At 71.6% G+C, this 24,453-nt stretch carries 21 protein-coding genes; 11 read left to right on the forward strand and 10 right to left on the reverse strand.

What is annotated here, in order from left to right; genetic code table 11:
- Positions 1-59: 59 nt before the first annotated feature.
- From ACZ4U1_RS10805 to ACZ4U1_RS10820, 4 genes are read right to left on the reverse strand one after another with little or no spacing between them, the layout of a single operon-like run.
- The gene (locus ACZ4U1_RS10805) at positions 60-524 is read right to left on the reverse strand and encodes a MarR family winged helix-turn-helix transcriptional regulator (RefSeq protein WP_467902026.1); all 465 of its coding nucleotides are present in this window, start codon (positions 522-524) and stop codon (positions 60-62) included.
- Entirely contained in the window at positions 521-1,279 is a 759-nt protein-coding gene (locus ACZ4U1_RS10810) for an energy-coupling factor ABC transporter ATP-binding protein (RefSeq protein ID WP_467902027.1), read from the reverse strand. The genes ACZ4U1_RS10805 and ACZ4U1_RS10810 overlap by 4 nt, the downstream gene beginning before the upstream one ends.
- A complete protein-coding gene (cbiQ, locus tag ACZ4U1_RS10815; RefSeq protein WP_467902029.1) occupies positions 1,279-2,040 on the reverse strand; it encodes a cobalt ECF transporter T component CbiQ in 762 nt (253 codons plus the stop codon). The genes ACZ4U1_RS10810 and cbiQ overlap by 1 nt, the downstream gene beginning before the upstream one ends.
- Position 2,041: 1 nt before the next feature.
- Positions 2,042-3,085, reverse strand: a complete 1,044-nt coding sequence (locus tag ACZ4U1_RS10820) for an energy-coupling factor ABC transporter permease (protein ID WP_467902031.1) — start codon at positions 3,083-3,085, stop codon at positions 2,042-2,044.
- 149 nt (positions 3,086-3,234) lie between these two features.
- On the opposite strand from ACZ4U1_RS10820, the gene ACZ4U1_RS10825 reads away from it, so the two are divergent.
- Complete coding sequence (locus ACZ4U1_RS10825; protein ID WP_467902033.1) at positions 3,235-3,573, forward strand: SsgA family sporulation/cell division regulator; 339 nt, start codon at positions 3,235-3,237, stop codon at positions 3,571-3,573.
- A gap of 41 nt (positions 3,574-3,614) precedes the next feature.
- Here ACZ4U1_RS10825 and ACZ4U1_RS10830 read toward each other — a convergent pair whose 3' ends face one another.
- The 3 genes from ACZ4U1_RS10830 to ACZ4U1_RS10840 all read right to left on the reverse strand — a co-directional run bounded on the left by ACZ4U1_RS10830 (position 3,615) and on the right by ACZ4U1_RS10840 (position 8,937).
- Complete coding sequence (locus tag ACZ4U1_RS10830; RefSeq protein WP_467902035.1) at positions 3,615-5,279, reverse strand: penicillin-binding transpeptidase domain-containing protein; 1,665 nt, start codon at positions 5,277-5,279, stop codon at positions 3,615-3,617.
- A 98-nt stretch (positions 5,280-5,377) separates the two neighbouring features.
- Positions 5,378-7,012 carry a penicillin-binding transpeptidase domain-containing protein gene (locus ACZ4U1_RS10835; RefSeq protein WP_467902037.1) on the reverse strand — a complete coding sequence of 545 codons (1,635 nt, stop codon included), beginning with the start codon at positions 7,010-7,012 and terminating at the stop codon, positions 5,378-5,380.
- Between the two features lie 167 nt (positions 7,013-7,179).
- Positions 7,180-8,937, reverse strand: coding sequence for a dolichyl-phosphate-mannose--protein mannosyltransferase (locus ACZ4U1_RS10840; protein ID WP_467902039.1), 1,758 nt, complete (start codon positions 8,935-8,937; stop codon positions 7,180-7,182).
- Positions 8,938-9,063: 126 nt separating this feature from the next.
- Between ACZ4U1_RS10840 and rsmI the strand changes: the two genes are divergently transcribed.
- The 6 genes from rsmI (at position 9,064) to ACZ4U1_RS10870 (ending at position 14,820) form a co-directional block, all read left to right on the forward strand.
- The gene (gene rsmI, locus ACZ4U1_RS10845; protein ID WP_467902041.1) at positions 9,064-9,933 is read left to right on the forward strand and encodes a 16S rRNA (cytidine(1402)-2'-O)-methyltransferase; all 870 of its coding nucleotides are present in this window, start codon (positions 9,064-9,066) and stop codon (positions 9,931-9,933) included.
- Between the two features lie 217 nt (positions 9,934-10,150).
- A complete protein-coding gene (locus tag ACZ4U1_RS10850) occupies positions 10,151-10,555 on the forward strand; it encodes a hypothetical protein (RefSeq protein WP_467902043.1) in 405 nt (134 codons plus the stop codon).
- 47 nt (positions 10,556-10,602) lie between these two features.
- Positions 10,603-11,517 (forward strand): TatD family hydrolase, encoded by a 915-nt coding sequence (locus ACZ4U1_RS10855; protein WP_467902045.1) that lies wholly within the window; start codon positions 10,603-10,605, stop codon positions 11,515-11,517.
- 115 nt (positions 11,518-11,632) lie between these two features.
- A complete protein-coding gene (locus ACZ4U1_RS10860) occupies positions 11,633-13,009 on the forward strand; it encodes a ubiquitin-like domain-containing protein (protein ID WP_467902047.1) in 1,377 nt (458 codons plus the stop codon).
- 51 nt (positions 13,010-13,060) lie between these two features.
- Entirely contained in the window at positions 13,061-13,930 is an 870-nt protein-coding gene (gene rsmA / locus ACZ4U1_RS10865; RefSeq protein ID WP_467902049.1) for a 16S rRNA (adenine(1518)-N(6)/adenine(1519)-N(6))-dimethyltransferase RsmA, read from the forward strand.
- Positions 13,927-14,820 (forward strand): 4-(cytidine 5'-diphospho)-2-C-methyl-D-erythritol kinase, encoded by an 894-nt coding sequence (locus ACZ4U1_RS10870; RefSeq protein WP_467902051.1) that lies wholly within the window; start codon positions 13,927-13,929, stop codon positions 14,818-14,820. Before rsmA ends, ACZ4U1_RS10870 begins: the two co-directional genes overlap by 4 nt.
- 5 nt (positions 14,821-14,825) lie before the next feature.
- Here ACZ4U1_RS10870 and ACZ4U1_RS10875 read toward each other — a convergent pair whose 3' ends face one another.
- Complete coding sequence (locus tag ACZ4U1_RS10875) at positions 14,826-15,419, reverse strand: Uma2 family endonuclease (protein ID WP_467902053.1); 594 nt, start codon at positions 15,417-15,419, stop codon at positions 14,826-14,828.
- Between the two features lie 156 nt (positions 15,420-15,575).
- On the opposite strand from ACZ4U1_RS10875, the gene ACZ4U1_RS10880 reads away from it, so the two are divergent.
- From ACZ4U1_RS10880 to ACZ4U1_RS10895, 4 genes are all read left to right on the forward strand, one after another.
- Positions 15,576-17,381 (forward strand): ABC-F family ATP-binding cassette domain-containing protein, encoded by a 1,806-nt coding sequence (locus ACZ4U1_RS10880; protein WP_467902055.1) that lies wholly within the window; start codon positions 15,576-15,578, stop codon positions 17,379-17,381.
- A 207-nt stretch (positions 17,382-17,588) separates the two neighbouring features.
- The gene (locus ACZ4U1_RS10885; protein WP_467902056.1) at positions 17,589-19,397 is read left to right on the forward strand and encodes an outer membrane protein assembly factor BamB family protein; all 1,809 of its coding nucleotides are present in this window, start codon (positions 17,589-17,591) and stop codon (positions 19,395-19,397) included.
- A gap of 88 nt (positions 19,398-19,485) precedes the next feature.
- Positions 19,486-21,291: an outer membrane protein assembly factor BamB family protein gene (locus ACZ4U1_RS10890; RefSeq protein WP_467902057.1), complete on the forward strand. Its 1,806-nt coding sequence runs from the start codon at positions 19,486-19,488 to the stop codon at positions 21,289-21,291.
- A gap of 175 nt (positions 21,292-21,466) precedes the next feature.
- Complete coding sequence (locus ACZ4U1_RS10895; protein ID WP_467902059.1) at positions 21,467-22,153, forward strand: helix-turn-helix transcriptional regulator; 687 nt, start codon at positions 21,467-21,469, stop codon at positions 22,151-22,153.
- A gap of 178 nt (positions 22,154-22,331) precedes the next feature.
- On the opposite strand, the gene ACZ4U1_RS10900 is transcribed toward ACZ4U1_RS10895, so the two are convergent.
- Entirely contained in the window at positions 22,332-22,673 is a 342-nt protein-coding gene (locus ACZ4U1_RS10900; protein ID WP_467902060.1) for a hypothetical protein, read from the reverse strand.
- A gap of 21 nt (positions 22,674-22,694) precedes the next feature.
- Positions 22,695-24,386, reverse strand: coding sequence for a sodium:solute symporter family protein (locus tag ACZ4U1_RS10905; protein ID WP_467902062.1), 1,692 nt, complete (start codon positions 24,384-24,386; stop codon positions 22,695-22,697).
- Positions 24,387-24,453: the final 67 nt, after the last annotated feature.

Here is a 24,453-nt window from a genome sequence, read left to right on the forward strand (position 1 = left end):
GTACTGGCCGGTAGGTCAGAGTTCACCCACAGGGGTGGGCAACCGCGGGTAACGCGGGATCAGTGCCGGTCGGCCGCCGCGTCGGCGCGCTCGGTGAGCTTCCACAACTCCTCGCGCAACCGCGCGATCTCCTGGGCGCCGAGCCCCGTGGTCGTGAGCAGCGCGCCGGGCACCCGAGCCGCGCGCTCCCTGAGTTCCTCGCCGCGCCCGGTGCACGCCACCCGCACCGAGCGCTCGTCGCCCGGCGCGCGCTCCCTGCGCACCAGGCCCGCGCCCTCCAGCCGCTTCAGCAGCGGCGAGACGGTGCCGTAGTCCAGCCGCAGGGCGCCCGCCAGCTCCTTCACACTGGTCTCGCCGCGCTCCCACAGCACCAGCAGCACCAGGTACTGCGGATACGTGAGCCCGAGGTCGTCCAGCAGCGGACGGTACGCGGCGGTCACCGCGCGCTGTGCCGCGTACAGCGCGAAGCACAGCTGGTCGTCCAGCAGCAGCGAGCCCTCGACGGCCGGGTCCTCGTTCGTCACGCGCCCATTGTCACGGACTTCGGGTCGAAGCCGAACGGCAGCTCCAGCCGGTGCGCCCGCATCAGCTCGTCGTCGGACAGCAGCTCGCCGGTCGGACCGTCCGCCACGATCACCCCGTCGCTGAGGACGAGCGAGCGCGGGCACAGCTCCAGGGCGTACGGCAGGTCGTGCGTGACCATGAGGACCGTGACGTCCAGGGAGCGCAGGATGTCGGCGAGTTCCCGGCGGGAGGCCGGGTCCAGGTTGGAGGACGGCTCGTCCAGGACGAGGATCTCCGGCTCCATGGCGAGCACGGTGGCCACCGCGACCCGGCGGCGCTGCCCGAAGGACAGGTGGTGCGGCGGCCGGTCGGCGAAGTCCTGCATCCCGACCCGCTCCAGCGCCGTGCGCACCCGCTCCTCCAGGGCCGCCCCCTTGATCCCGGCGGCGGCCGGCCCGAACGCCACGTCCTCCCGCACGGTCGGCATGAAGAGCTGGTCGTCCGGGTCCTGGAAGACGATGCCGACCTTCTGCCGGATCGCGGCCATGTGCTGCCGGCCGACCGGCAGCCCGGCCACCGTCACCGTGCCCGTGCCGCCGCTCAGGATGCCGTTGAGGTGCAGCACCAGGGTCGTCTTGCCGGCGCCGTTGGGGCCGAGGAGGGCGACCCGCTCGCCGCGGGCGAGGGAGAAGTCCACGCCGAACAGGGCCTGGTGCCCGTCCGGGTAGGCGAAGGCGAGGCCGGAGACCTCCAGAGAAGCAGTCACAGGAACCATCACAGCATCCATCCCAGCAGGCAGACGACGAGGGCGGCGCAGGGGAGGGCCAGGGCGTGCCGCCACTGCGCGCCGGACGCGGTCACCTCGTCGATGACCGGCATCGCACCGGCGTACCCCCGGCTCACCATGGCCAGGTGCACCCGCTCCCCGCGCTCGTAGGAGCGGATGAACAGCGCGCCGGCGGACTTGGCGAGCACGCCCCAGTGCCGTACGCCCTTCGCCTCGAAGCCGCGCGACTCCCGGGCGATCCGCATCCGGCGCATCTCGTCGGTGATGACGTCGCCGTAGCGGATCATGAAGGACGCGATCTGCACGAGCAGCGGCGGCAGCTTCAGCCGCTGCAGCCCGAGCAGGAGTTCACGCAGCTCGGTGGTGGCGGCCAGCAGCACGGAGGCGGCGACGCCGAGGGTGCCCTTGGCGAGCACGTTCCAGGCGCCCCACAGCCCGTTCACACTGAGCGAGAGCCCGAGCACGTGCACCCGCTCGCCCTCCGCCACGAACGGCATGAGCACCGCGAACGCGACGAACGGCACCTCGATCAGCAGCCTCCTGAGCAGGAAGCCCGCGGGCACGCGCGCGTGGTACGCCACACAGGCGAGCAGTACGGCGTAGACCGCGAACGCCCACATCGCCTCCCGCGGGGTCGACACCACGACCACCACGAAGAGGAACGCGGCGGCGAGCTTGGTGTGCGGCGGCAGGCCGTGCACGGGCGAGTGTCCGTGCCGGTACAGCCGGTGCGCGTGTCCCGCTCCCACGTCAGACGCCGGTGTTCACGGGAGAGACGTCGTCGCTGCGGCGCCTGCGCAGGGCCCAGAACACCGCGCTGCCCGCGACGACCGTGACACCGACGCCGATCACGCCCGCGAGGCCGCCGGACAGCCGGGCGTCGGAGATGTCCTTGACGCCGTAGTCGGCCAGCGGCGAGTCCGACGCGGCGTGCTCCTTCGCCTTCTTGTCGATCCCCTTGTCGTGCGCGACCTTCTCCAGGCCGTCGGGGTCCGCGGAGGCGTAGAAGCTGACGAAGCCGGCGAGGACGAGCGAGGTGACCAGGCCGGTCACCCACAGCGTGCGCCGCGAGGTGCGCGCCGCCACGGGCGCCGTGGGAGCCGGGGCGTCCACCAGTGCGCCGTTCACCCGCAACTGGAGCCGCTGGCGCAGGCCGCGCGCGCCGTGCACCAGGTCCGGGCGTACGGCGATGACGGCGCCGACGGTGAGCGCGGTGATGACCGCCTCGCCGATGCCGATCAGCACATGCACGCCGATCATCGCGGTCGCGACCTTGCCGATGGAGACGTCGGTGGTGCCGCCGACCGCGTAGATCAGGGTGAAGGCGACCGCGGCGGCCGGCACGGACACCAGCGCCGCGACGAAGGAGGCGACGGTCACCGAGCGCCGCTTGCGGGGCAGCACGGCGAGCAGTGCGCGGAAGACGGCGTACGAGACGATCGTGGTGACGATCGCCATGTCGGTGATGTTCACGCCGAGCGCGGTCAGCCCGCCGTCGGCGAACAGCACACCCTGCATGAGCAGCACGACCGACACGCACAGCACGGCCGTACAGGGCCCGACGAGTATCGCGGCCAGGGCCCCGCCGAGGAGGTGGCCGCTGGTTCCGGCGGCCACGGGGAAGTTGAGCATCTGTACGGCGAAGATGAACGCCGCCACCAGGCCGGCCAGCGGGGCCGTCCGCTCGTCGAGTTCACGGCGGGCGCCGCGCAGGCTGACCGCGAGGGCGCCGGCGGCTACCACTCCGGTGACCGCCGAGGTCGGGGCGTCGATGAATCCGTCAGGTACATGCACCCGACGATTTTAGGCCCTTGTTGCGAACTCCTTGCAAGAGAGACAGGGTCTCGTCTCTCACCGGGGCGCGAACCGGAAAGTGTGCGACTCTGGATGGAAAGCGGATGCACAGCTTTCATATACGTCACGGTGCGTGAGAGGGCGGTCCGATGTCTGTAGTCGAGCAGTACGCGCGCGCTCATATCGTCACGGACGAGGAGGACCCCGGGGCCGTACCCGTCGTGTTGCGGTACGACCCCGACACCGATCCCCGGTCGGTCCGTGTGGGCCTGCCCGGACCGCACGAGTGGACCTTCTCGCGCGCGCTCCTGGAACGGGGGCTGCTGGCGCCGGCCGAGAGCGGCGACGTCCGGGTGTGGCCCTGCGGGCGCGTCCAGGCCGTGGTCGAGTTCCACACCGACCACGGCGTCGAAGTGGTGCAGTTCGAGTCGAAGACGCTGCTCCGGTTCCTGCGCCGCACCTACACCGCCAGGCCCGTACGAGGCTGACCCCGCCAAGCCCGTACGAGGCTGACCCCGCCGGGAGCCGGTCAGCTCCCGAGCTTCAGCAGCTTCGCCACGATCGGCCCGGCCGTGTCGCCGCCGTGACCGCCCGCCTGGACCACGCCCGCGGCGGCCAGGTCGCCCTTGTAGGCGGTGAACCAGCCGTTCGGCTTCTTCTGCCCGTCGACCTCCGCCGAGCCGGTCTTCGCGCCGTAGTCCGGTCCGAGCCCCGACATCGCCTCGGCGGCGGTGCCGTAGGCGGCCGTGTACCGCATCAGCTCGCGCAGCTGGGACAGCGTCCCGGCCGACATGGTGCGCGAGGCGGTGGCCAGCGTGCGGTGGTCCACCGACGGGGACACCAGGTACGGCTGGTGGAAGCCGCCGGACTGCACGGTCGCCGCGACCGAGGCCATGTTCAGCGGGTTCATGCGCACCCCGCCCTGCCCGATCAGCGAGGCCGCCATCTGCGCCGCCGACTGCACCGGCACCGAGCCGTCGAAGGTGGGCACACCGATCGACCAGTTGTTCATGGACAGCCCGAAGACCTGCTGGGCCTGCTTGGTCAGGTCGTCGTTCTCCAGCTTCTTCGCCTGGCTGATGAAGGCGGTGTTGCAGGACCGGGCGAAGCTCGCCTTGAACGTGCCGCCCTTGATCTCGAAGTCGTCGTCGTTGTGGAACGTCCAGCCGCCGTACTTGGAGGTCTTCGGACAGGGATGCCCCTTGTCCGCCGAGGCGAGGCCCTTCTCGATCAGCAGCGAGGAGGTGATGACCTTCATCGTGGAGCCGGGCGCGAGGGAGCCCTGGAAGGCGGTGTTGAAGCCGTGCCCGCTGTTGGCGACCGCGAGGATCTCACCGGTCGAGGGCCGCAGCACGACCACCGAGGCACGCGCGCGCTTGTCCACCTGCTGCTCGGCCGCCGTCTGCAGGGTGGGACTGAGCGTCGTCCGCACCGTGCCCGGCGTCCCCTTGCTCAGCTCCACCAGGGTCTTGTCGGACAGCTTCGCGGCCTTGGCCGCCTTGCCGCGCACCACGCGCAGCTCGACGCCCGCCGTGCCGCCCGCCTTCTTGCCGTACTTCTCCCGCAGGCCGTCCAGCACCGTGCCCAGGGACGGATACCTGGCGGCCGTGATCTCGCCGCCGTCCCGGTCCAGCGCCTTGACCGGCGGGGTGCCGGACTCGCCGGTCACGAGCGTGTCGCCGTCCCGGAGGTCCGGGTGGACCACGGCGGAGCGCCAGTCGACCAGCGGCCTGCCGTCGCTCGCCCGGCGCACGACGGTGAGGGAACTGCCGTACCCCAGCGGCTTGCTGAGCTTCCGGTAGGACACCGTCGCCTTCACGGAGAACGGGACCGTGGCGCCCTTCGCCCTGCCCGGGGTGAGCGTGACGTCCTTCAGGTGGGCGTCCTTGGCGTAACCGGTCAGGAGCTTGCCGGCGGCGGACGGGTCGTCGGTGGCGGCGGCCGCCTCGGTGACCCGGCCCTGCTGCCAGGCGGTGAGGAAACGGGTGGATGCGGTGCGGACCTCGGCCGCGGTGAGCGGGCCGGTCCGGACGGCCTGGTGGTCGGCCGTGGCGGCGGTCCGCTCGTCGGCCGCGGCCCCGCCGTACAGCGCGTAGACGCCGAGCCCGGCGCCGCCGACCACCACGGCGATCATCCCGCCGAGCACGGCGGGGCGGGTCTTCCGTCGCTCGGCGACGCGCCTTCTCTTCCCCACAGCCTCAGTTCCTCCGCACCTTTCCCCAGGGTCCCCGCAGCCCTCACACTTCCCCAACGACGGCACTCACCTTAAAGTCCCCGCCTCCGCGGGTGATCTCAGCCGGCGATCCGTAGCAGGCTTGCGACAATCGGCCCGGCGGCGTCGACCCCGTGCCCGCCGTCCTGGACCATGGCCGCCGCTGCCATGTCGCCCCGGTACCCGGCGAACCAGCTGTCCGACCCGGCCACCCCGTCGGCCTCCGCTGAGCCGGTCTTCGCGCCGACGTCCCCGCTCATCGAGCCCAGCAGGCCCGCCGCGGTGCCGCTGCGCGCGGTGCGGCTCATCAGGGCGCGCAGCTGCTGGGTCGTGCCCGAGGACAGGCCACGCGCGCGTGCGGGGGTCCGGCCGTCCAGCTTCAGCGGCACGATCAGCGGCTGGCGGAAGGTGCCGGTCTTCGCGGTCGCCGTCACGGACGCCATGTTCAGCGGGCTCATCTGGACCTGGCCCTGGCCGATCAGGTTGGCCGCGGTGTCCGGGCCGCCGGAGGCGGGGACCCGGCCGTCGAAGGTAGGCACGCCGACCTGCCAGTTGTTCCGCCCGAGCCCGAACCGGTCCTGGGCCTCCCGGGTGAGGGAGTCGGCCTTCACCTCGTCCGCGAACTTCACGAACGCCGTGTTGCAGGAGCGGGCGAAGCTGTCAGCGAGGGTGGCGTGCTCGTTCGGCGCCAGCCCCTTGAGGTTCTGGAAGGTCTGGCTCTGCCAGACGGCCGACGGCGGACAGGGCGCCGGGCCGTTCGCCGTGGTCAGGCCGTTGTCGATGAGGGTCGCCGCGCTGATGATCTTCATGGTGGAGCCGGGGGCGCGTTCGCCGAGGAGGGCCGCGTCGAAGCCGTCCTTGCGGTTGTTGGCGACGGCCAGGATCTCGCCGGTGCTGGGCTTGAGGGCCACGACGGAGGACTCGGGGTACTTCTCCACGGCCGCCTCGGCCGCCGCCTGCACGCTCGCGCTGAGCGTCGTCGGGAGCTTGCCGGGCCTGCCCTTGGCGAGGGTGAGCAGCGGGGTGTCCGCGGGCTGGCTGCCGTCCGCCGCCGCCTGGTGCCGGACCACGAGTTCGACTCCCGGCCGGCCGCCGGTCTTGTCGCCGTACCGTCTGCGCAGCTCGTCCAGGACCGGACCGAGGGACGGGTACGTCACCCGGGTGAGCACCTTCCCGTCACGGTCCACGGCCTCGATCTCCGGCGCGCTGGACTCACCGGTGCTGAGCGTGTCCCCCTTGCGCAGGCGGGGGTGCACGACGGAGGGCTGCCAGTCGACCAGCGGGCGGTGCGAGGTCTCGCCGCGTACGACGGTCAGCGTGCTGCGGTACGACAACGGCCGGGAGACGCCGTCGTACGACACCGTCGCCCGCACCGTGAACGGCACCGTGTCGCCGGCCGGTCTGCCGGGCGTGATCCGCACCTTGCCGATGTGCGCGTCGTCGGCGAAGGCCGTCAGCAACTGCTGCGCGGCCTGCGGGTAGTTCGTCCACGAGGCCGCCGAGACCGTGTCGCCCTTCTCCCAGGCGGCGAAGAACGCGCCGGTCGCCTCCTTCACCTCGGAGCCGCTGGGCGGGCCGGTCTTCACGGACGCCACGCCCCCCGTGCCGGCGTCACCGTCCAGCGCGGACGCGATGGTGTACACCCCGTATCCGGCCCCGCCGAGCAGCGTGACGCACACACCCCCGACGACGGCCGCCTTGACCCCGTTGCGCATGACGCGGACTTCCCCTCCCGTTCGACCTGTTGAACACGTTCAAAACAGGTGCAGGGAGCACTGTAAGCGGTTGCGGGGCACTTGTGACCGGAGTTGCCGATTGTTGTCCGAACGGAGATGAAGCGTTGAGTCCGGGTGGCGAAACCTGGCGTGTGCGGCTGTGCCCGCTACACCCAGGTGTCCAGCCACATCCGCGACCGCCAGGAGTCGATCGGGATGGCCTGGCCCGTGTACAGCGGCCAGAAGTAGATGAAGTTCCAGGCGATCAGCAGGACCAGTACGCCCGCCGCCGTCGCGCCGATCACGCGGCGGGTGTCGCTGGATCTCGGTGGGCCCACGATCGCGCCGATCATCATCGCGACCGCCAGGCACAGGAACGGCAGGAAGACGACCGCGTAGAAGAGGAAGATCGTGCGCTCCTGGTAGAGGAACCAGGGGAGGTAGCCCGCCGCGATGCCGCAGGCGATCGCGCCGGCCCGCCAGTCGCGGCGGAACGCCCAGCGCCACAGCACGTAGCCGATCGCGAAGCAGGCCGCCCACCACAGCAGCGGCGTGCCGATCGCCAGCACCTCCCGGGCGCACTTCTGGCCCGCGTCCGCCGGGCAGCCGTCGGCGCCGGGGGAGGGGGACTCGTAGAAGTACGAGACGGGGCGGCCCAGCACGATCCAGCTCCACGGGTTGGACTGGTACGTGTGCGGCTGGTCGAGGTGGACGTGGAACTTGTACACCTCGTGCTCGTAGTGCCACAGGCTGCGCAGCCAGTCCGGCAGGAACGCCCAGGTGCCGCCCTTGCCGTCGGTGGCCGCCCAGTTGCGGTAGTAGCCGCCCGTGCCGTCGGCCGGGGAGAGGATCCAGCCGGTCCAGGAGGCGACGTAGACCACCAGCGCCACCGGGATGGTCGCCACGAACGCGGCACCCGTGTCGTACTTCAGGACCGCGAGGTACGGGTGGTACGCGCCGGCCACCTTGCGGGTGCCGACGTCCCACAGGACCGTCATCACACAGAACGCGGCGAGAATGTACAGGCCGTTCCACTTCGTGCCCACGGCCAGGCCCAGCATCACGCCGGCCGTCCAGCGCCAGGGCCGCCACCCGAAGCGGAAGGCGTCCGCGACCTGCCCGTCCGGCCGCACCCGGCCGTCCGGCCCCACCGGCAGCGCGGCGGCCAGCCGCTCCCGCGCCCGGTCCCGGTCCACGACCAGACAGCCGAAGGCGGCCACCACGAAGAACATCAGCACACCGTCGAGCAGCGAGGTCCGGCTCATCACGAAGTGCAGTCCGTCCACCGCCATCAGCGCGCCCGCGAGGCAGCCGAGGAACGTCGAGCGGAACATCCGGCGGCCGATCCGGCACACCAGCAGCACGCTCAGCGTGCCGAGCAGCGCCGTCATGAACCGCCAGCCGAACGGGTCGAACCCGAAGACCAGCTCGCCGAGCCCGATCACGTACTTGCCGACCGGCGGGTGCACCACGTACGCCGGGTCCGTCGGGACCCCCAGGTGCCCGCCCTGCTGGAGCACCATGTCGTTGGCGTTCTTGCCGTACTGGTCCCAGCTGACCTCGAAACCGCGGTGGACCAGCGCCCACGCGTCCTTGGCGTAGTACGTCTCGTCGAATATCACCGCGCGCGGACTGCCCAGGTTCCAGAACCGCAGCACGCCCGCCAGCAGCGTCACCAGCAGCGGCCCGACCCAGCCGGACCAGCGGGTGAGCCGCTCGGCGAGGACCGGCGGCACGCCGAGCACCCGCCACAGCCGGGGGCTCGGCTCGGCGTACGGCGGCACCAGCCGGTCGCGGACGTCACCCGCGGGGGCGTCCGAGGCCGGCGCGTACCCGAATCGGCGCAGCCGCTGCTGCCACGACGGCCGCCGGTCGTGCGGTGCCTGGTCCTGCCGGAGGTCCATGGAGGACGCGGTACTGGTCACCGCGCCATCGTAGGGAACCGGCCTGTGCGAGTCCCGTGCATGTGCGGTACCGGTCGGGAGACAGTCGGATTCCCCCCGCTCGCGGGCGCCCGGAAGCGGCACCGGAACTCCTGGGAGGATGGGGGTGTGACTGGAACCCTTGTCCTGGCAGGTACCCCCATCGGTGACATCGCGGACGCGCCGCCCCGGCTCGCCGAGGAGCTGGCCGGCGCCGACGTCGTCGCGGCCGAGGACACCCGGCGGCTGCGCCGGCTCACCCAGGCGCTGGGCGTCACCCCCCAGGGCCGCGTGGTGTCGTACTTCGAGGGAAACGAGTCCGCCCGGACACCGGAACTGGTCGAGGAGCTGCTCGGCGGTGCGCGCGTGCTGCTGGTGACCGACGCTGGCATGCCCTCCGTCTCCGACCCCGGCTACCGGCTGGTCGCCGCCGCCGTGGAGCGGGACATCAAGGTCACCGCCGTGCCGGGGCCGTCCGCCGTGCTCACCGCGCTCGCCCTGTCCGGGCTGCCCGTCGACCGGTTCTGCTTCGAGGGCTTCCTGCCCCGCAAGGCCGGCGAGCGGCTGTCCCGGCTGCGCGAGGTCGCGGGCGAGCGGCGCACCCTCGTCTACTTCGAGGCCCCGCACCGGCTCGACGACACCCTCGCCGCGATGGCCGAGGTCTTCGGCGCGGACCGGCGCGCCGCCGTCTGCCGCGAGCTGACCAAGACCTACGAGGAGGTACGGCGCGGTCCGCTGGCCGAGCTGGCGCGGTGGGCCGCCGAGGGCGTGCGCGGGGAGATCACCGTCGTGGTCGAGGGCGCGCCCGAGACCGGGCCGGAGGAACTCGACGCCGGGGAGCTGGTCCGCCGGGTACGGGTGCGGGAGGAGGCCGGCGAGCGCCGCAAGGAGGCGATCGCGGCGGTGGCGGTGGAGGCGGGGCTGCCGAAGCGGGTCGTGTTCGACGCCGTGGTCCAGGCCAAGAAGGCGGATCCGAGCCAGGCGCCCACCCCCTCCTGAGCGGGGACCGTCTCGGCTGAGCGCGCGCCCCATGGGAGGGCAAAAGGCCGGCGTCGATGGCAAAGCCCAGCCGTCTCATTCGAGTCGGTTCGGCAAGCGATGTCCAAAACGGCTCCAACACTCGACAGGCCTGATGCATTCACGCCGGCGGAGGCGTCCACTGGTCGAAGGGACGCACCCGTCCAAGAGGGACGCACCCGTGCAACAGGGAGCTGGCATGAGTGACATAGCTGGGCAGACCGGGCTCCGCGGTACGGCCACGGCCGTCGTTCACGAGTCGTATTCGTTCGCCTGCATGCGCTGCGGGCACGGCTGGGAGCAGTCGTACGAGATAGAGCACCACACGAACGCCGAGGGGGAGGAGTTCGTGCTGTACGTGGCCGACGGCCGGGTGGTGCCGTCGCCGCTCAGCCGGCCCACCTGCCAGAACTGTGACGGCCACGTCGTGCGGATCATGCGCGCGGGCCAGGTCTCCTCGGTGCGCGACGCGGCCGGGCGGCAGCACCACCGGGTGCCGCCGGCCGGCCCGGGCCGGCTGCCGCAGGTACCGGGGCGGGCCGAGGAGCCGCGCCACTGGCACCTCTCCGACCTCCTGCACCCCTTCCAGCGCAGGACCGGCTGAGCCGGGCGGCGGACGGCGCGGGCACGCCCCTTTCGTAGGATCGGGGCATGCCCTCGAACGCCGGCCCCAGCTCCGAACACGACGACAAGAAGCACGACGACAAGAAGGCGGCCCCGCCGCTCCCGGCGCCCCTCCAGGTGCCCGTCGCCGACTCCCACACCCACCTCGACATGCAGTCCGGCACGGTCGAGGAGGGCCTGGCGAAGGCCGCCTCCGTGGGCGTGACGACCGTCGTCCAGGTCGGCTGCGACATCAAGGGCTCGCAGTGGGCCGCCGAGATCGCCGCCGCCCACGCGAGCGTGCACGCCGCCGTCGCCCTCCACCCCAACGAGGCCCCGCGCATCGTCCACGGCGACCCCGACGGCTGGTCCCGGCAGGGTGCCCGGCCGGCGGGCGGCGACGCGGCGCTGGACGAGGCCCTCGCCGAGATCGAACGGCTGGCCGCGCTGCCGCAGGTGAAGGGCGTCGGCGAGACCGGCCTGGACCACTTCCGCACCGGCCCCGAGGGCAAGGCCGCCCAGGAGCGGTCCTTCCGCGCCCACATCGAGATCGCCAAGCGGCACGGCAAGGCGCTCGTCATCCACGACCGCGACGCCCACGCCGACGTCCTCAGGGTCCTGAAGGAGGAGGGCGCCCCCGAGCGCACCGTCTTCCACTGCTACTCCGGCGACGCCGAGATGGCCCGGATCTGCGCCCGCGAGGGCTACTTCATGTCCTTCGCCGGCAACGTCACCTTCAAGAACGCCCAGAACCTGCGGGACGCCCTCGCCGTCGCCCCGCTGGAGCTGGTCCTCGTGGAGACCGACGCGCCCTTCCTCACCCCGGCGCCGTACCGCGGGCGCCCCAACGCGCCCTATCTGATCCCCGTCACGGTGCGCGCGATGGCCGCCGTGCGCGGCATCGACGAGGACGCGCTGGCCACGGCCCTCGCGGCGAACACCGCCCGCGCCTTCGACTACTGATCACCCGTTCGGGGCGCAACAGTACGTAGTCGAGCCGCTTTGGAGAGTGACCGACCCTCCGCTAGGTTCTGGGGGCCCGAACCGGACCCCCTGTGGCCCCCTGGAGCGTGTCGGCGTGAGCAAGTCGAGTTACGAGACGTACGACCCCTACGGTCCCGAGGCCTCCGTCCACACCGCGGAGACACTGCCGTACGGCCTCGGCAAGGACACCTACCGGCCCGCCTACGAGGCCGAGGCGTACTTCGTCACCGAGCCGATGACGCCGCTGCCCCGGCAGACGGCCGGCGCACCGCAGCCGGTGGTCCCGGAGGCGGAGCCGGCCGTCCCGCAGGCCGAGCCGCCCGCCGAGGCCGACAGGCGGGCCGCACGCCGGCGCCGGGCCCGCGACTCCGAGCGCCCGGAGTCCCCCATGCGCCGGCTGCTGCCGCAGGCGCTGGTCGTGGCCTTCCTGGCCGGCGGCACCACCGCCTTCGTCGCCGAGGACAAGGCGATCGAGCTGAGCGTCGACGGCAGGCAGCGCAGCCTGCACACCTTCGCCGACGACGTGAACGAACTCCTCGCCGAGGAGGGTGTGCGCGTCGGGACGCACGACATGATCGCCCCCGCCCCCGGCACGGCGCTCGCCAGCGGCGACGAGGTCGCGGTGCGGTACGGGCGCCCCGTACGGCTCACGCTGGACGGCCGGCGGCACGAGGTGTGGACGACGGCGCACACGGTGGAAGGCGCGCTGGACGAACTCGGGGTGCGCGCCGAGGGCGCGTACCTGTCGGCCTCGCGCTCCCAGCGCATCGGACGCGCCGGGCTCGCGCTCGACGTGCGCACCGAGCGCGCGGTCACGGTCATGGCGGACGGCCGGACCCGCACCATCCGCACCAACGCGGCCACCGTCCGGGAGGCGGTCGAGGAGGCCGGGATCACCCTGCGCGGCCAGGACACCACCTCCGTCCCGCCGGACAGCTTCCCGCGCGACGGGCAGACGGTGACCGTGCTGCGGGTGACCCGTACCCACGAGGTCCGCGAGGAGCACATCCCGTTCCGGGTCGAGCGCACCGAGGATCCCTCGCTCCTCAAGGGCACCGAGGTCGTCGACCGGCCCGGCCAGCCCGGGCTGCGGCGCACCACGTACCTGCTGCGCACCGTCAACGGCGTCCGGCAGAAGCCACGCCTGGAGAGATCCGAGGTGGTGCGCCTGCCGCGCAAGCAGGTGGTGCGGGTGGGCACCAAGCCGCGGCCCGACTCCGTGTCCGGCGCGGACCACCTGGACTGGCACGCGCTCGCCGTGTGCGAGTCGGGGGGCCGGCCGCACGCGGTCGACCCCTCCGGCACGTACGGCGGGCTCTACCAGTTCGACACCCGCACCTGGCACAGCCTCGGCGGCAAGGGGCGCCCCCAGGACGCGTCGGCGGAGGAACAGACGTACCGCGCGAAGAAGCTGTACGTACGCAGGGGGACGAGCCCTTGGCCGCACTGCGGTGCGAGGCTGCGCGGGTAGGCCTCCAGGCACCTGGCAAGCGCGCTCCGTCCGCCCCCGTACCCTTGTCCCGTGAGCAGCCCCACCCCCGACGCCCTTCTCGGGCCGGCCGACATCCGTGAGCTGGCGGCAGCGCTCGGTGTCCGCCCCACCAAGCAACGCGGCCAGAACTTCGTGATCGACGCGAACACGGTCCGCCGTATCGTCCGTACCGCCGAGGTCCGCCCGGACGACGTCGTCGTGGAGGTCGGCCCCGGCCTCGGCTCGCTCACCCTCGCGCTGCTGGAGGTCGCCGACCGGGTCACCGCCGTCGAGATCGACGACGTACTCGCGGCGGCCCTCCCCGCCACCATCACCGCGCGCATGCCCGACCGCGCCGGCCGCTTCGCGCTGGTCCACTCCGACGCGATGCACGTCACCGAGCTGCCCGGCCCCGCGCCGACGGCCCTGGTCGCGAACCTGCCCTACAACGTCGCCGTCCCCGTCCTGCTGCACATGCTCGACACCTTCCCGAGCATCGAGCGGACGCTGGTCATGGTGCAGTCCGAGGTCGCCGACCGGCTCGCCGCCACACCCGGCAACAAGGTGTACGGCGTGCCGTCCGTGAAGGCCAACTGGTACGCCGACGTGAAGCGGGCCGGAGCCATCGGCCGCAACGTCTTCTGGCCCGCGCCGAACGTCGACAGCGGCCTGGTCTCGCTGGTCCGGCGGACCGAGCCGATCAAGACCACCGCCACCAAGGAGCAGGTCTTCGCCGTGATCGACGCGGCCTTCGCCCAGCGCCGCAAGACCCTGCGGGCCGCCCTCGCCGGCTGGGCCGGGTCCGCGGCGGCGGCCGAGGCGGCCCTGGTCGCGGCCGGGGTCTCCCCGCAGGCGCGCGGGGAGGCGCTGACGGTGGAGGAGTTCGCGCGGATCGCGGAGCACAAGGAGGCGGGCGCGTGAGCGTCACGGTACGGGTACCGGCCAAGGTCAACGTCCAGCTCGCGGTGGGCGCCGCCCGCCCCGACGGCTTCCACGACCTAGCCAACGTCTTCCTCGCCGTCGGCCTGTACGACGAGGTCACGGTGACCCCGGCCGACCAACTCCGCGTCACCTGTGACGGCCCGGACGCCGGCCAGGTCCCCCTGGACCGCACCAACCTCGCGGCCCGCGCCGCGATCGCCCTCGCCGCGCGCCGGGGAATCGAGCCGAACGTCCACATCCACATCGCCAAGGACATCCCGGTCGCCGGCGGCATGGCGGGCGGCAGCGCGGACGGCGCGGGCGCGCTGCTCGCCTGCGACCGGCTGTGGGGTACGGGTGCCTCGCGGGCCGAGCTGCTCGCGATCTGCGCCGAGCTGGGCAGCGACGTTCCGTTCAGCCTGGTCGGCGGCGCGGCCCTCGGCATCGGGCGCGGTGAGCAGCTGACCGCCCTGGAGGCCGGCGGCGCCTTCCACTGGGTGTTCGCGATGGCCGGGCGGGGACTGTCGACCCCGGCGGTGTTCCGGGAGTTCGACCGGCTGGCGGAAGGACGGGAGGTTCCGGAGCCGGTGGCTTCGGAGGAGTTGCTGGAGGCGCTGGCGAAGGGGGACGTGGAGGGGCTGGCGGCGGCCGTCTCGAACGACCTTCAGCCTGCGGCGCTGTCCCTGTTCCCCGAGCTGGCGGACACGCTGGATGCGGGTCGGGGGGCGGGTGCGCTGGCCGCGCTGGTCTCCGGTTCCGGGCCTACGACGGCGTTCCTCGCGCGGGATGCCGAGGCGGCGGAGAAGGTGGCCGGGGCCCTGAGGGTGTCGGGGACGTGCAGGGCGGTGCGGGTGGCGGCGGGGCCGGTGGCGGGGGCGACGGTGCTCTGACGGGCTCAGTACCGGTCGATGGCGTTCAGGTCGATGTCGATGTCGTAGGGCACGCTGGTCTTGAGGTGGTCGTGGTAGATGCCGGTCAGCGCGTAGATGCCGGTGGCCTCGCCACGTTCGTACACCTGGACCGCCATGTGGTCGTCCTGGCCTGTCATTTCGACCAGCCAGAAGTGGGGGATGCCTGCTGCGGCGTACTTCTGCGGCTTGGAGTTGCGGTCGCGGGCTTCGGAGTCCGGTGAGACCACCTCGACGGCGAGCAGGACATCGGGCGCTGCGAAGTAGGTCTGACGTTGGCCGGTGAAGGCTTCTTTGCGGACCACGGAGATGTCCGGTTCCGGACCGTTACGCGGGTCAAGTACGACCGTCATCTCACATGCGACCTTCAAGCCGGACGGCAGGGTGCTGCGCAGTCCGTTCGCCAGCAGGTGGATCGCGGCGTAGTGGAAGTGACGCTGCGGACTCACGAAGACCAGGCTCCCGTCGATCAGCTCGGTGTGCGGCGGGAGATCCGGCAGCGTGAACAGGTCGTCCACGGTGTAGCCGTCCGGCGGGGGCACCGGCCAGTGGTGGTGGTGCTTCACGGACTCGGCGGTCATGGTTCCTCCCATGGACGGGATCCTGCTGCCTGCCCTCCACGGTAGCGGCCCGTTCCCGATCACGTCATCACAAAGAGTGACAAGCCCCTCGCGCCCCGCCCCTCGTCCCCGAGGGCCTACGCTAGAAGGCTGACCGACCCCGCGCACAGGAGTGAAATGGCCGTCAACCTGGTCAATGTCGAGAACGTCAGCAAGGTGTACGGCACCCGTGCCCTGCTGGACGGCGTCTCGCTCGGCGTGTCGGAAGGGGACCGGATCGGGGTCGTCGGACGCAACGGCGACGGCAAGACCACCCTCATCCGGATGCTCGCCAAGCTGGAGGAGGCCGACACCGGGCGGGTGACGCACTCCGGCGGGCTGCGCCTCGGCGTGCTGACGCAGCACGACTCCCTCGACCCGGCCGCCACCGTGCGTCACGAGGTGATCGGTGACATGGCCGACCACGAGTGGGCCGGCAACGCCAAGGTCAGGGACGTACTGACCGGACTGTTCGGCGGGCTGGACCTGCCGGGCTTCCCGAAGGGTCTGGACACCGTCATCGGGCCGCTCTCCGGCGGTGAGCGGCGCCGGATCGCGCTGGCCAAGCTGCTCATCGAGGAGCAGGACCTGATCGTCCTGGACGAGCCCACCAACCACCTCGACGTCGAGGGCATCGCCTGGCTGGCGGAGCACCTGCGGAACCGGCGCTCGGCGCTGGTGTGCGTGACGCACGACCGGTGGTTCCTGGACCAGGTGTGCACGCGCATGTGGGACGTGCAGCGCGGCGATGTGTACGAGTACGAGGGCGGTTACTCCGACTACGTCTTCGCGCGCGCGGAGCGGGAGCGGATCGCCGCGACCGAGGAGGCCAAGCGGCAGAACCTGATCCGGAAGGAACTGGCCTGGCTGCGGCGCGGCGCGCCCGCGCGTACGTCGAAGCCGCGCTTCCGGGTCGAGGCCGCCAACGAGCTGATCGCGGACGTGCCGCCGCCCCGGGACAGCAGCGAGCTGATGAAGTTCGCCTCCTCGCGGCTCGGCAGGACCGTCTTCGACCTGGAGGACGTCACCGTGCAGGCCGGGCCGAAGGTGCTGCTCAAGCACGTCACCTGGCAGCTCGGGCCGGGGGACCGGATCGGTCTGGTCGGGGTCAACGGGGCCGGGAAGACCTCGCTGCTGCGGGCCATGGCCGAGGCCGCGCGGACCGAGGGCGAGGAGCAGCCCGCCGGTGGCCGTATCACCGTCGGCAAGACCGTCAAGCTGGCCTATCTCTCCCAGGAGGTCGCCGAACTCGACCCGACCTGGCGGGTGCTGGAGGCCGTCCAGCGGGTCCGGGAGCGCGTCGACCTCGGCAAGGGGCGCGAGATGACGGCCGGGCAGCTGTGCGAGACGTTCGGCTTCAGCAAGGAGAAGCAGTGGACGCCGGTCGGTGACCTCTCCGGTGGTGAGCGGCGTCGGCTTCAGTTGCTGCGGCTGCTCATGGACGAGCCCAACGTCCTCTTCCTGGACGAGCCCACCAACGACCTCGACATCGAGACCCTGACCCAGCTGGAGGACGTCCTCGACGGCTGGCCCGGCTCGATGATCGTCATCTCCCACGACCGGTTCTTCGTGGAGCGCACCACGGACCGGGTGTTCGCCCTGCTCGGCGACGGCGCCCTGCGGATGCTGCCGCGCGGCATCGACGAGTACCTGGAGCGGCGCCGGCGCATGGAGGAGGCGGTCGCCGCGCAGACCGCCGCCGCACCCAAGCCGGCCACCACCGAGAAGAGCGCCGCCGACCAGCGCGCCGCGAAGAAGGAACTCCAGAAGATCGAGCGCCAGTTGGACAAGATCTCCGAGAAGGAGTCCAAGCTGCACGCCCAGATCGCCGACAACGCCACCGACTTCGCGAAGGTGGCCGAACTGGACGCCCAGCTGCGGGATCTCGCCGGGGAACGCGAGGAACTGGAGCTGCGCTGGCTGGAACTGGCGGAGGACGCCTGACGCGCGTCGCGTGAAGGGGGCGTGAAGGCGCATAACAACGGCATCACGGGCCGGTCCTCCCTTGGGAACAGGGGAGGACGCGGCCCCGTGTGCTGTCTGTGCCGGGTGATAGAAAGAGCCGTCTGAGAACTGTCTGTAAGCGACCTTGGGTCCGTCACGAACCTCAGGGCGTGGCTAAAAATCAGTGAACGAGGGGGAAGAGCGCTGATGACTCAGCCGCCCGACCAGCCGCCGCAGGGCGGGTTCGGAGCACCGCAGGACCAGCCGCCGCAGGGCGGAGGTTTCGGCCCGGCCCCGCAGACGCCACCGGCGCAGGGCGGTTTCGGCGCCGCCCCCCAGGTCCCGCCGGCGCAGGGAGGTTTCGGCGCGCCCCAGCCGCCGGCCACACCCCCGCAGCCGCCCCAGCCGGGCTACGGCTACCCACAACAGCCCCAGCAGCCGGGTCCCTACGGCGCCGCCCCGGGTCCCTACGGCTATCCGCAGCAACCCCAGCAGCAGCCGGGCCCGTACGGCGCCCCGCAGCCCGGTTACGGCCACCCGCAGCCGCCGTACCCGGGCATGCCCGGCACCGTGCCCGGCGGTCCCGCCCCGGCCCCCGGGGGCTCCCGGAAGAAGACGGCGCTGATCATCGGTTCCGCGGTGGCCGCGCTGCTGGTCATCGGCGGCACGGTGTTCGCGGTGTCCGGCGGCGACGACGACGGCGGTGGCAAGAAGAAGCCCGTCGCCCAGCACAGCGACGACCCCAAGCACTCCGCCACCTCCTCGCCGACCACGTCCGGCGGCGCGGACCCGGAGAACCTCAACAAGGGCCGCCAGGCCGGCGAGGCGAAGGTGCTCTGGTACAAGCCGGCACCGGACGCCCCGGCCTCCGGCGCCGACGCGCCCGGCATGTGGATCAGCGGCGACACGGCGGTGAAGGCGGCGTACAAGCAGGTCTTCGCCTTCCGCGCCGCCGACGGCGGCACCGCCTGGGGTCCGCTGACCTTCCCGCAGAAGATCTGCGCGGTCACCCCGCAGAAGTCCGCCGACGACAAGGTCGTCGTGGCGTACATGAACGGCGGCGGCGACCGCGCCAAGTGCAACCAGCTCCAGCAGCTGGACCTGCGCACCGGCGAGAAGGGCTGGACCGCCGAGGTCGCCGACGGCGGGCTGTTCGACAGCGCGCTCTCCGTCGAACTCACGGTCAGCGGGAAGACGTTGATGGTGGGCCGCTCGCAGTCGGGCACGGCGTACGACCTCGGCACCGGCAAGAAGCTCTACGACAAGAAGAAGTACGGCGCGGCCTGCTTCCCGGTCGCCTTCGCGGGCGGCACCAGCCGGCTGATCCAGGTCGCCTCCTGCGGCGCCGGCACCGCCAAGGAGCACGAGGAGATCCAGGAACTCGACCCGGCCACCGGCAAGGTGCGCTGGACCCAGACCGTCAAGAAGGGCTGGGAGGTCACCCGGACGTATTCGGTCGACCCGCTCGTGGTCTACCTGACCAACCGGGACAAGAAGACCTGGAACATCTCCACCTTCACCAAGGACGGCAAGTTCCGCTCCGAGGTCAAGGTGAACGAGAAGTTCGCCCCGCGGTGCGGCTGGGCCGTCCTGGAGCGGGAGTTGCAGGGCTGCCAGGGTGTCGCGGTCGACGCGAACATGCTGTACCTGCCCACCGACTCCACCATCAGCGCCAACGAGATCGTCGCGATCAGCCTGGCCGACGGCAAGGCGAAGTGGCGGGTCGACTCCCCGGCGGACGAGCCGATGTCGCCGGTGAAGGTCGAGGACGGCAAGCTCATCGCGTACGTGCAGCCGTCGTACGACACGGGCGGCCAGGTGGTGTCGATCCCGGTCACCGGCTCCTCCCACAAGACGACCCGGCTGCTGCAGAACCCGCAGGGCGCCGCCGAGGTGGAGAACACCTTCTACGACGGGGTCGTCGACTGGACCGGCGGGCGGCTCTTCATCTCCTCCGGCCGGCTGTCCGGGGACGACGACTCGAAGGAGAAGCTCATGATGGCCTTCGGCAACTGAGCCCGGCGCCCCTGCCGGTCCCGAGCCCGTCCCTCCCGAGTCCCCCGTCGCCGTACGGCCTTCCGAGCGTCCCCGAGGTACCCGAACCATGACCCAGCCGCCCCCGCCGCCACCGAACCAGCCCCCGAGTCAGCCGCCGCACCAGCCGCCGAACCCGCCGGCCGGCCAGCCGCCGCAGCCGGGGTACGGCTACCCGCCGGTCCCGCCCCCGCAGCCGCCCGCCCAGCCGCCGCAGCCCGCTTACGGCTACCCGGGCGCGCAGCAGAACCCGTACGCCCCGCAGCCGCCGGCCCACCCCGCCGGGCAGCCCCCGGCCTACGGTGCCCAGCCGCCCAACCCCTACGCCCAGCCCACGCAGCCCATGCCGGGCGGGCAGCCGGGGTACGGCTATCCGGGCCAGGGGCAGCCGCCGACCATGCCGATGGCGCCCCAGCCGGTGCCGGGCGGCGGCGGGCGGAACAACACCGTGCTGTTCATCGTCGTCGCGGCGGTCGTCGCCATAGCGCTGATCATCGGCGGCGGCATCTGGTACGCCAAGTCCTCCGGGGACGACGACAAGCAGCACAACACCGCCTCCTCCAGCGGCGGCACGGGCGGCAAGGACGGCTCCGGGGGCACCGGCGGCGGTGGCGGCAAGGAGAAGGCGCCGTCCGACCCGGCCGCCAAGGTGCTCTTCGAGGTGCCGCTGCCCAAGGCGGACGACACGGTCAGCACCGTGGGCTCCTGGCTGACGGACACCGTCTACGCCAAGAGCGGCATCGCGGAGATCGTCGGCTACGACCCGGCCAAGGGCACCGAGCTGTGGACGCTCAAGCTGCCCGGTCCGATCTGCGCGGGCAGCCGCCACGTCACCTCCGACGGCCTGACCGCGATCACCTTCCAGCCCAAGATGCCCGCGAAGGGCTCCTCCGCGGGCTGCAGCCAGATCGCGGCGATCGACCTCACCGCGGGCAAGAAGCTGTGGACGAAGACCGTCGAGTCCGGTGACTTCCCGATCACCTACCAGAACGTGACGGTCGCCCAGCACACCGTCGCGGTCGGCAGCTCCGACGGCGGCGCCGCGTTCGACATCAGCTCCGGCAAGGCGCTGTGGCAGCCCAAGCCGGACGACACCTGCCGTGACGTGGGGTACGGCGGCGGCACCCGGCTGGTCGCGGTGCGCAAGTGCGGTGAGTACGACAGCCCGCAGCTGAACATCCAGACCATCGACCCGGCCAACGGCAAGGTGATCTCCGAGTACCGGATGCCGGACGGCGTCGACTACCCCTCCATCGTCTCCACCGACCCGCTGGTGGTCGCGGCCGACGTCGGCCAGAGCGCGGGTGACGGCAGCGGTGTCTCGGACTACTTCTCCATCGACAACAAGACCGGCAAGCTGCTCGCCCGCATCTCCGCGCCCGGCGACACCTACGGCGGCCGCTGCGACGGCATCACCCGGATCGAGGCCTGCAAGCAGGTCGTCGCGGGCAACGGCAGGCTGTACCTGATGACCGAGTCGCACGACGGCTCGGGCGAGTTCTCCAAGACCAACGAGATCGTCGCCTTCGACCTGAAGACCGGCAAGCCGACCGGCCAGCGCGCCGAGGCCGGGGACGGCTACACCCTCTCCCCGCTGCGCCTGGACGGACGCAACCTGCTCGCCTACAAGGCGCCGCCCTACAACAAGGGCGGCCAGGTCGTCAGCATCGACGGCGGTTCGTTCAAGGCGACCACGCTGCTGGAGAACCCGTCCACGAAGAGCGTGCGGGACTCGGAGACCAACCTGCTGCCGGAGTACGCGGAGCTGCTCTTCGGCAAGGGCCGGCTGTACATGTCCGCCGTGTGGGCCAAGGAGCGGGGCATGTCCTCCTACAGCAAGGAGTACCTGGTGATGGCCTTCGGCACGGACGGCTGACCCTTCGGCCCCGCCGTTCGCCGGTCTCGCTCGAATGGGTGACTTGCCGAGAAGTGCCCCGGATTTCATCGATCCGGGGCACTTCTCATGAAGAGGGGCAGCGCGACGTCGAACAAGCGTGTAGCTTCCGGGGGCATGAAGGGCGGGGGTGCCGGGGGGACTGGGGGGTTGGGGTATGGGAGTGCGGCTCATGGTCGTGGACGACCATCGGCTGCTCGCGGAGGCGCTGGCGTCGGCGCTCAAGCTGCGCGGGCACCGGGTGGTCGCCGCGGCGGCGCCGGCGGCGGGTGCGGCGGACCTGGTGATCTCGCGGGCGCCCGAGGTGTGCCTGCTGGGTACGGCGGCGCCGGCCGAGCCGGGGGTCTTCGACCCGGTGGTGAAGATCAAGCGGGAGCGTCCGCAGGTGGCGGTGCTGGTGCTGGGCCCGGTGCCGTCGCCGCGCGGGATCGCGGCGGCCTTCGCCGCGGGGGCGTCGGGGTACGTGCGGCACGACGAGCGGATCGAGGGGGTCGAGCGGGCCATCATGAAGGCCCGGGCCGGGGAGGCGGCGGTGGCTCCGCTGCTGCTCCAGGGCGCGTTCAGTGAACTGCTGAACCCGGCCGCCCAGCCCGACGACGAGGCCCAGCGGCTGCTGGAGATGCTGACGCCGCGGGAGGTGGAGGTGCTGGTCCGGGTGGCGGACGGGGAGGACACGCGGCGGATCGCGGCGGGCATGGGCATCGCCCCGAGCACGGCCCGTACGCATGTCCAACGCGTGCTGATGAAGCTGGGGGTGGGGTCCCGGCTGGAGGCGGCGGCGCTGGCCGCGAGGACCGGCCTACTGGACCGCGCGGGCCCCCTGCCGGGCACGGTCCCCGATTAGACGCCCTGCGCTGGGGCGGGGCGGGTACGGGCGGGCTACGCGGGTACGGCTGCCCCCAGGCTACGGCCGGCGGGGAGCGCCCCGAAGGGGCGCGGGGAACTGCGCGACCAGCCCCCGCGCGCCCGCAGCCGACGTACGGCCGTATGTCCCCCGCGTGCCCTCAGTCGGGAACGGAGCGTCAGGCCCCCTCTCGTTCCTCCGGCAGGCCCTCCGGAGGAAGCGGCGGAGGCGTGGGGCGGAGCTTCAGCCAGGCCAGGAAGAAGATGCCCAGGAGCAGCATGCCGATCCCGGTCCACAGGTTGATGTTGACGCCCTCGGCCTTGTCGATCGCGGCCTGGGAGTCGGTGATCCCGGTGATCGTGACGATGACGCCGTAGACCACGAACAGTCCGCCGATGATGCGGCGCAGGTCGAAGATCCGGGCCGCCGTCGCGGACTTGGTCTCCAGTTCGGCGACCTCCCGCGCCACCTCCTCCTCGGTGTAGTGGTGACGGTCGGGGCGCTCAGGATGCTCGGTCATGGTTTCCTCGATCCTCCCGCGTCAGAACGAGAACGGGATGTAGCAGGCGGCGGCGAGAACGACCGCGCCCCAGCCCAGCAGGGCCGGCTTGCGGTACCACGCGTCGTCGCCTTCGGCGGGCGGTTCGGACATGCCGGGGGAGCGGGTGCCGTAGACGAGGCCCTGCAGCTCCTGAGCCGGCTTCGGCTTGGTGAACAGGGACACCGCGACCATCACCACCGCGCCGGCGACGAAGCCGGCGATCGCGGAGACGAAGTTGGCGCCCTGGTCGGAGGGGATCGAGATGATGCCCTCCTTGTAGAAGACGAAGTAGTTGATCATCGCGGCGGTGGTGCCGGCGAGCAGGCCCCAGAACCCGGACGCCGCGGACGCCCGCTTCCAGAACATGCCGACGATGAACACGACGAACATCGGCACGTTGAAGAAGGAGAACAGCGTCTGCAGGTAGCTCATGATGTTCGAGAACGAGGACGCCAGGAACGCCGTACCGATGGAGGCGCAGACGCCGATCGCGGTGATCAGGCGCCCGAAGCGGACGTAGTAGCCGTCCTCACGCCCCCGCACCACGTACTTGGCCCAGATGTCGTTGGTGAACACCGTGTTGAACGACGACACGTTCGCCGCCATGCCCGCCATGAAGGCCGCCAGCAGACCGGTGACGGCGATGCCGAGCACACCGTTGGGCAGCAGTTCCTGCATCAGGAAGGGGATGGCGTCGTTGTACTGGTAGCCGGACCCGGCGGTGCCGAACTTGGGGATCAGCGCGGCGGCGACCAGGCCCGGGATCATCACCAGGAAGACGATGAAGATCTTCGGGTAGGCGGCGATCAGCGGGGTGCGCTGGCCGGCGGAGAGGTTCTTCGCGGACAGGGCGCGCTGCACCTCGGCGAAGTTGGTGGTCCAGTAGCCGAAGGAGAGCACGAAGCCGAGGCCGAGGACGATGGTGAGCCAGTTGGCGCCGAGGGGGTTGGCGTGGCCGATGCCGGTGCCGCCCCAGGCCGTGGTGAAGTCGGCGCCGTGGGTCGCGGTGAGCTTGTCGGTCAGCCCGCCCCAGCCGCCGACCTTCTTCAGGCCGAGGACGGTGATCGGGATGAGCGCGGCGAGGATCACGAAGAACTGGAGGACCTCGTTGTAGATCGCCGAGGACAGACCGCCCAGGGTGATGTACGCGAGGACGAAGGCGCCGGCGACGACGATGGCGACCCACTGCGGCCAGCCGAGCAGGGCCTCGACGACGATCGCGAGGGCGTAGAGGTTGACGCCCGCGATGAGGATCGCGGCGAACGCGAACAGGATCGAACTGAGCAGGTGGGCGGCCCGGTCGAAGCGCAGCAGCAGGAACTCGGGGACCGAGCGGACCTTGCTGCCGTAGTAGAAGGGCATCATCACCAGGCCGAGGAAGACCATGGCGGGGATGGCGCCGATCCAGTACCAGTGGACGGTGTAGGCGCCGTACTGGGCGCTGTTCGCGGCCATGCCGAGGATCTCGGTGGCCGCCAGGTTCGCCGAGATGAAGGCGAGGCCGGTGATCCAGGCGGGCAGCGAGCGTCCGGAGAGAAAGAAGTCGAGGCTCGTCTTGACCGACCGGCGGGCGGCGAAGCCGATGCCGAGGACGACGACGAAGTAGATCGCCAGGATCGTGTAGTCCAGCCAGTTGGTGGGGAGTCGTAGCTCCGCCGCCAGATAGGTGGGGGCGTATGTGGGGGTTTGCATGAGAACTCGCTTCGTTGCGCGAACTGATCCAGAGCGGAACCTACGCCGCCGTGTTCGTTAATTGAAC

The sequence above is a fragment of the Streptomyces sp. NPDC028928 genome (assembly GCF_055564915.1).

Coding starts and splice junctions, on each gene's coding strand:
- ACZ4U1_RS10895 (WP_467902059.1), top strand. CDS start 21,467: ATGGGAGTGCGGCTCATGGTCGTGGACGACCATCGGCTGCTCGCGGAG.
- ACZ4U1_RS10890 (WP_467902057.1), top strand. CDS start 19,486: ATGACCCAGCCGCCCCCGCCGCCACCGAACCAGCCCCCGAGTCAGCCG.
- ACZ4U1_RS10880 (WP_467902055.1), top strand. CDS start 15,576: ATGGCCGTCAACCTGGTCAATGTCGAGAACGTCAGCAAGGTGTACGGC.
- ACZ4U1_RS10810 (WP_467902027.1), bottom strand. CDS start 1,279: ATGGTTCCTGTGACTGCTTCTCTGGAGGTCTCCGGCCTCGCCTTCGCC.
- ACZ4U1_RS10875 (WP_467902053.1), bottom strand. CDS start 15,419: ATGACCGCCGAGTCCGTGAAGCACCACCACCACTGGCCGGTGCCCCCG.
- ACZ4U1_RS10905 (WP_467902062.1), bottom strand. CDS start 24,386: ATGCAAACCCCCACATACGCCCCCACCTATCTGGCGGCGGAGCTACGA.
- ACZ4U1_RS10855 (WP_467902045.1), top strand. CDS start 10,603: ATGCCCTCGAACGCCGGCCCCAGCTCCGAACACGACGACAAGAAGCAC.
- ACZ4U1_RS10900 (WP_467902060.1), bottom strand. CDS start 22,673: ATGACCGAGCATCCTGAGCGCCCCGACCGTCACCACTACACCGAGGAG.
- ACZ4U1_RS10885 (WP_467902056.1), top strand. CDS start 17,589: ATGACTCAGCCGCCCGACCAGCCGCCGCAGGGCGGGTTCGGAGCACCG.
- ACZ4U1_RS10835 (WP_467902037.1), bottom strand. CDS start 7,012: ATGCGCAACGGGGTCAAGGCGGCCGTCGTCGGGGGTGTGTGCGTCACG.
- ACZ4U1_RS10825 (WP_467902033.1), top strand. CDS start 3,235: ATGTCTGTAGTCGAGCAGTACGCGCGCGCTCATATCGTCACGGACGAG.
- ACZ4U1_RS10850 (WP_467902043.1), top strand. CDS start 10,151: ATGAGTGACATAGCTGGGCAGACCGGGCTCCGCGGTACGGCCACGGCC.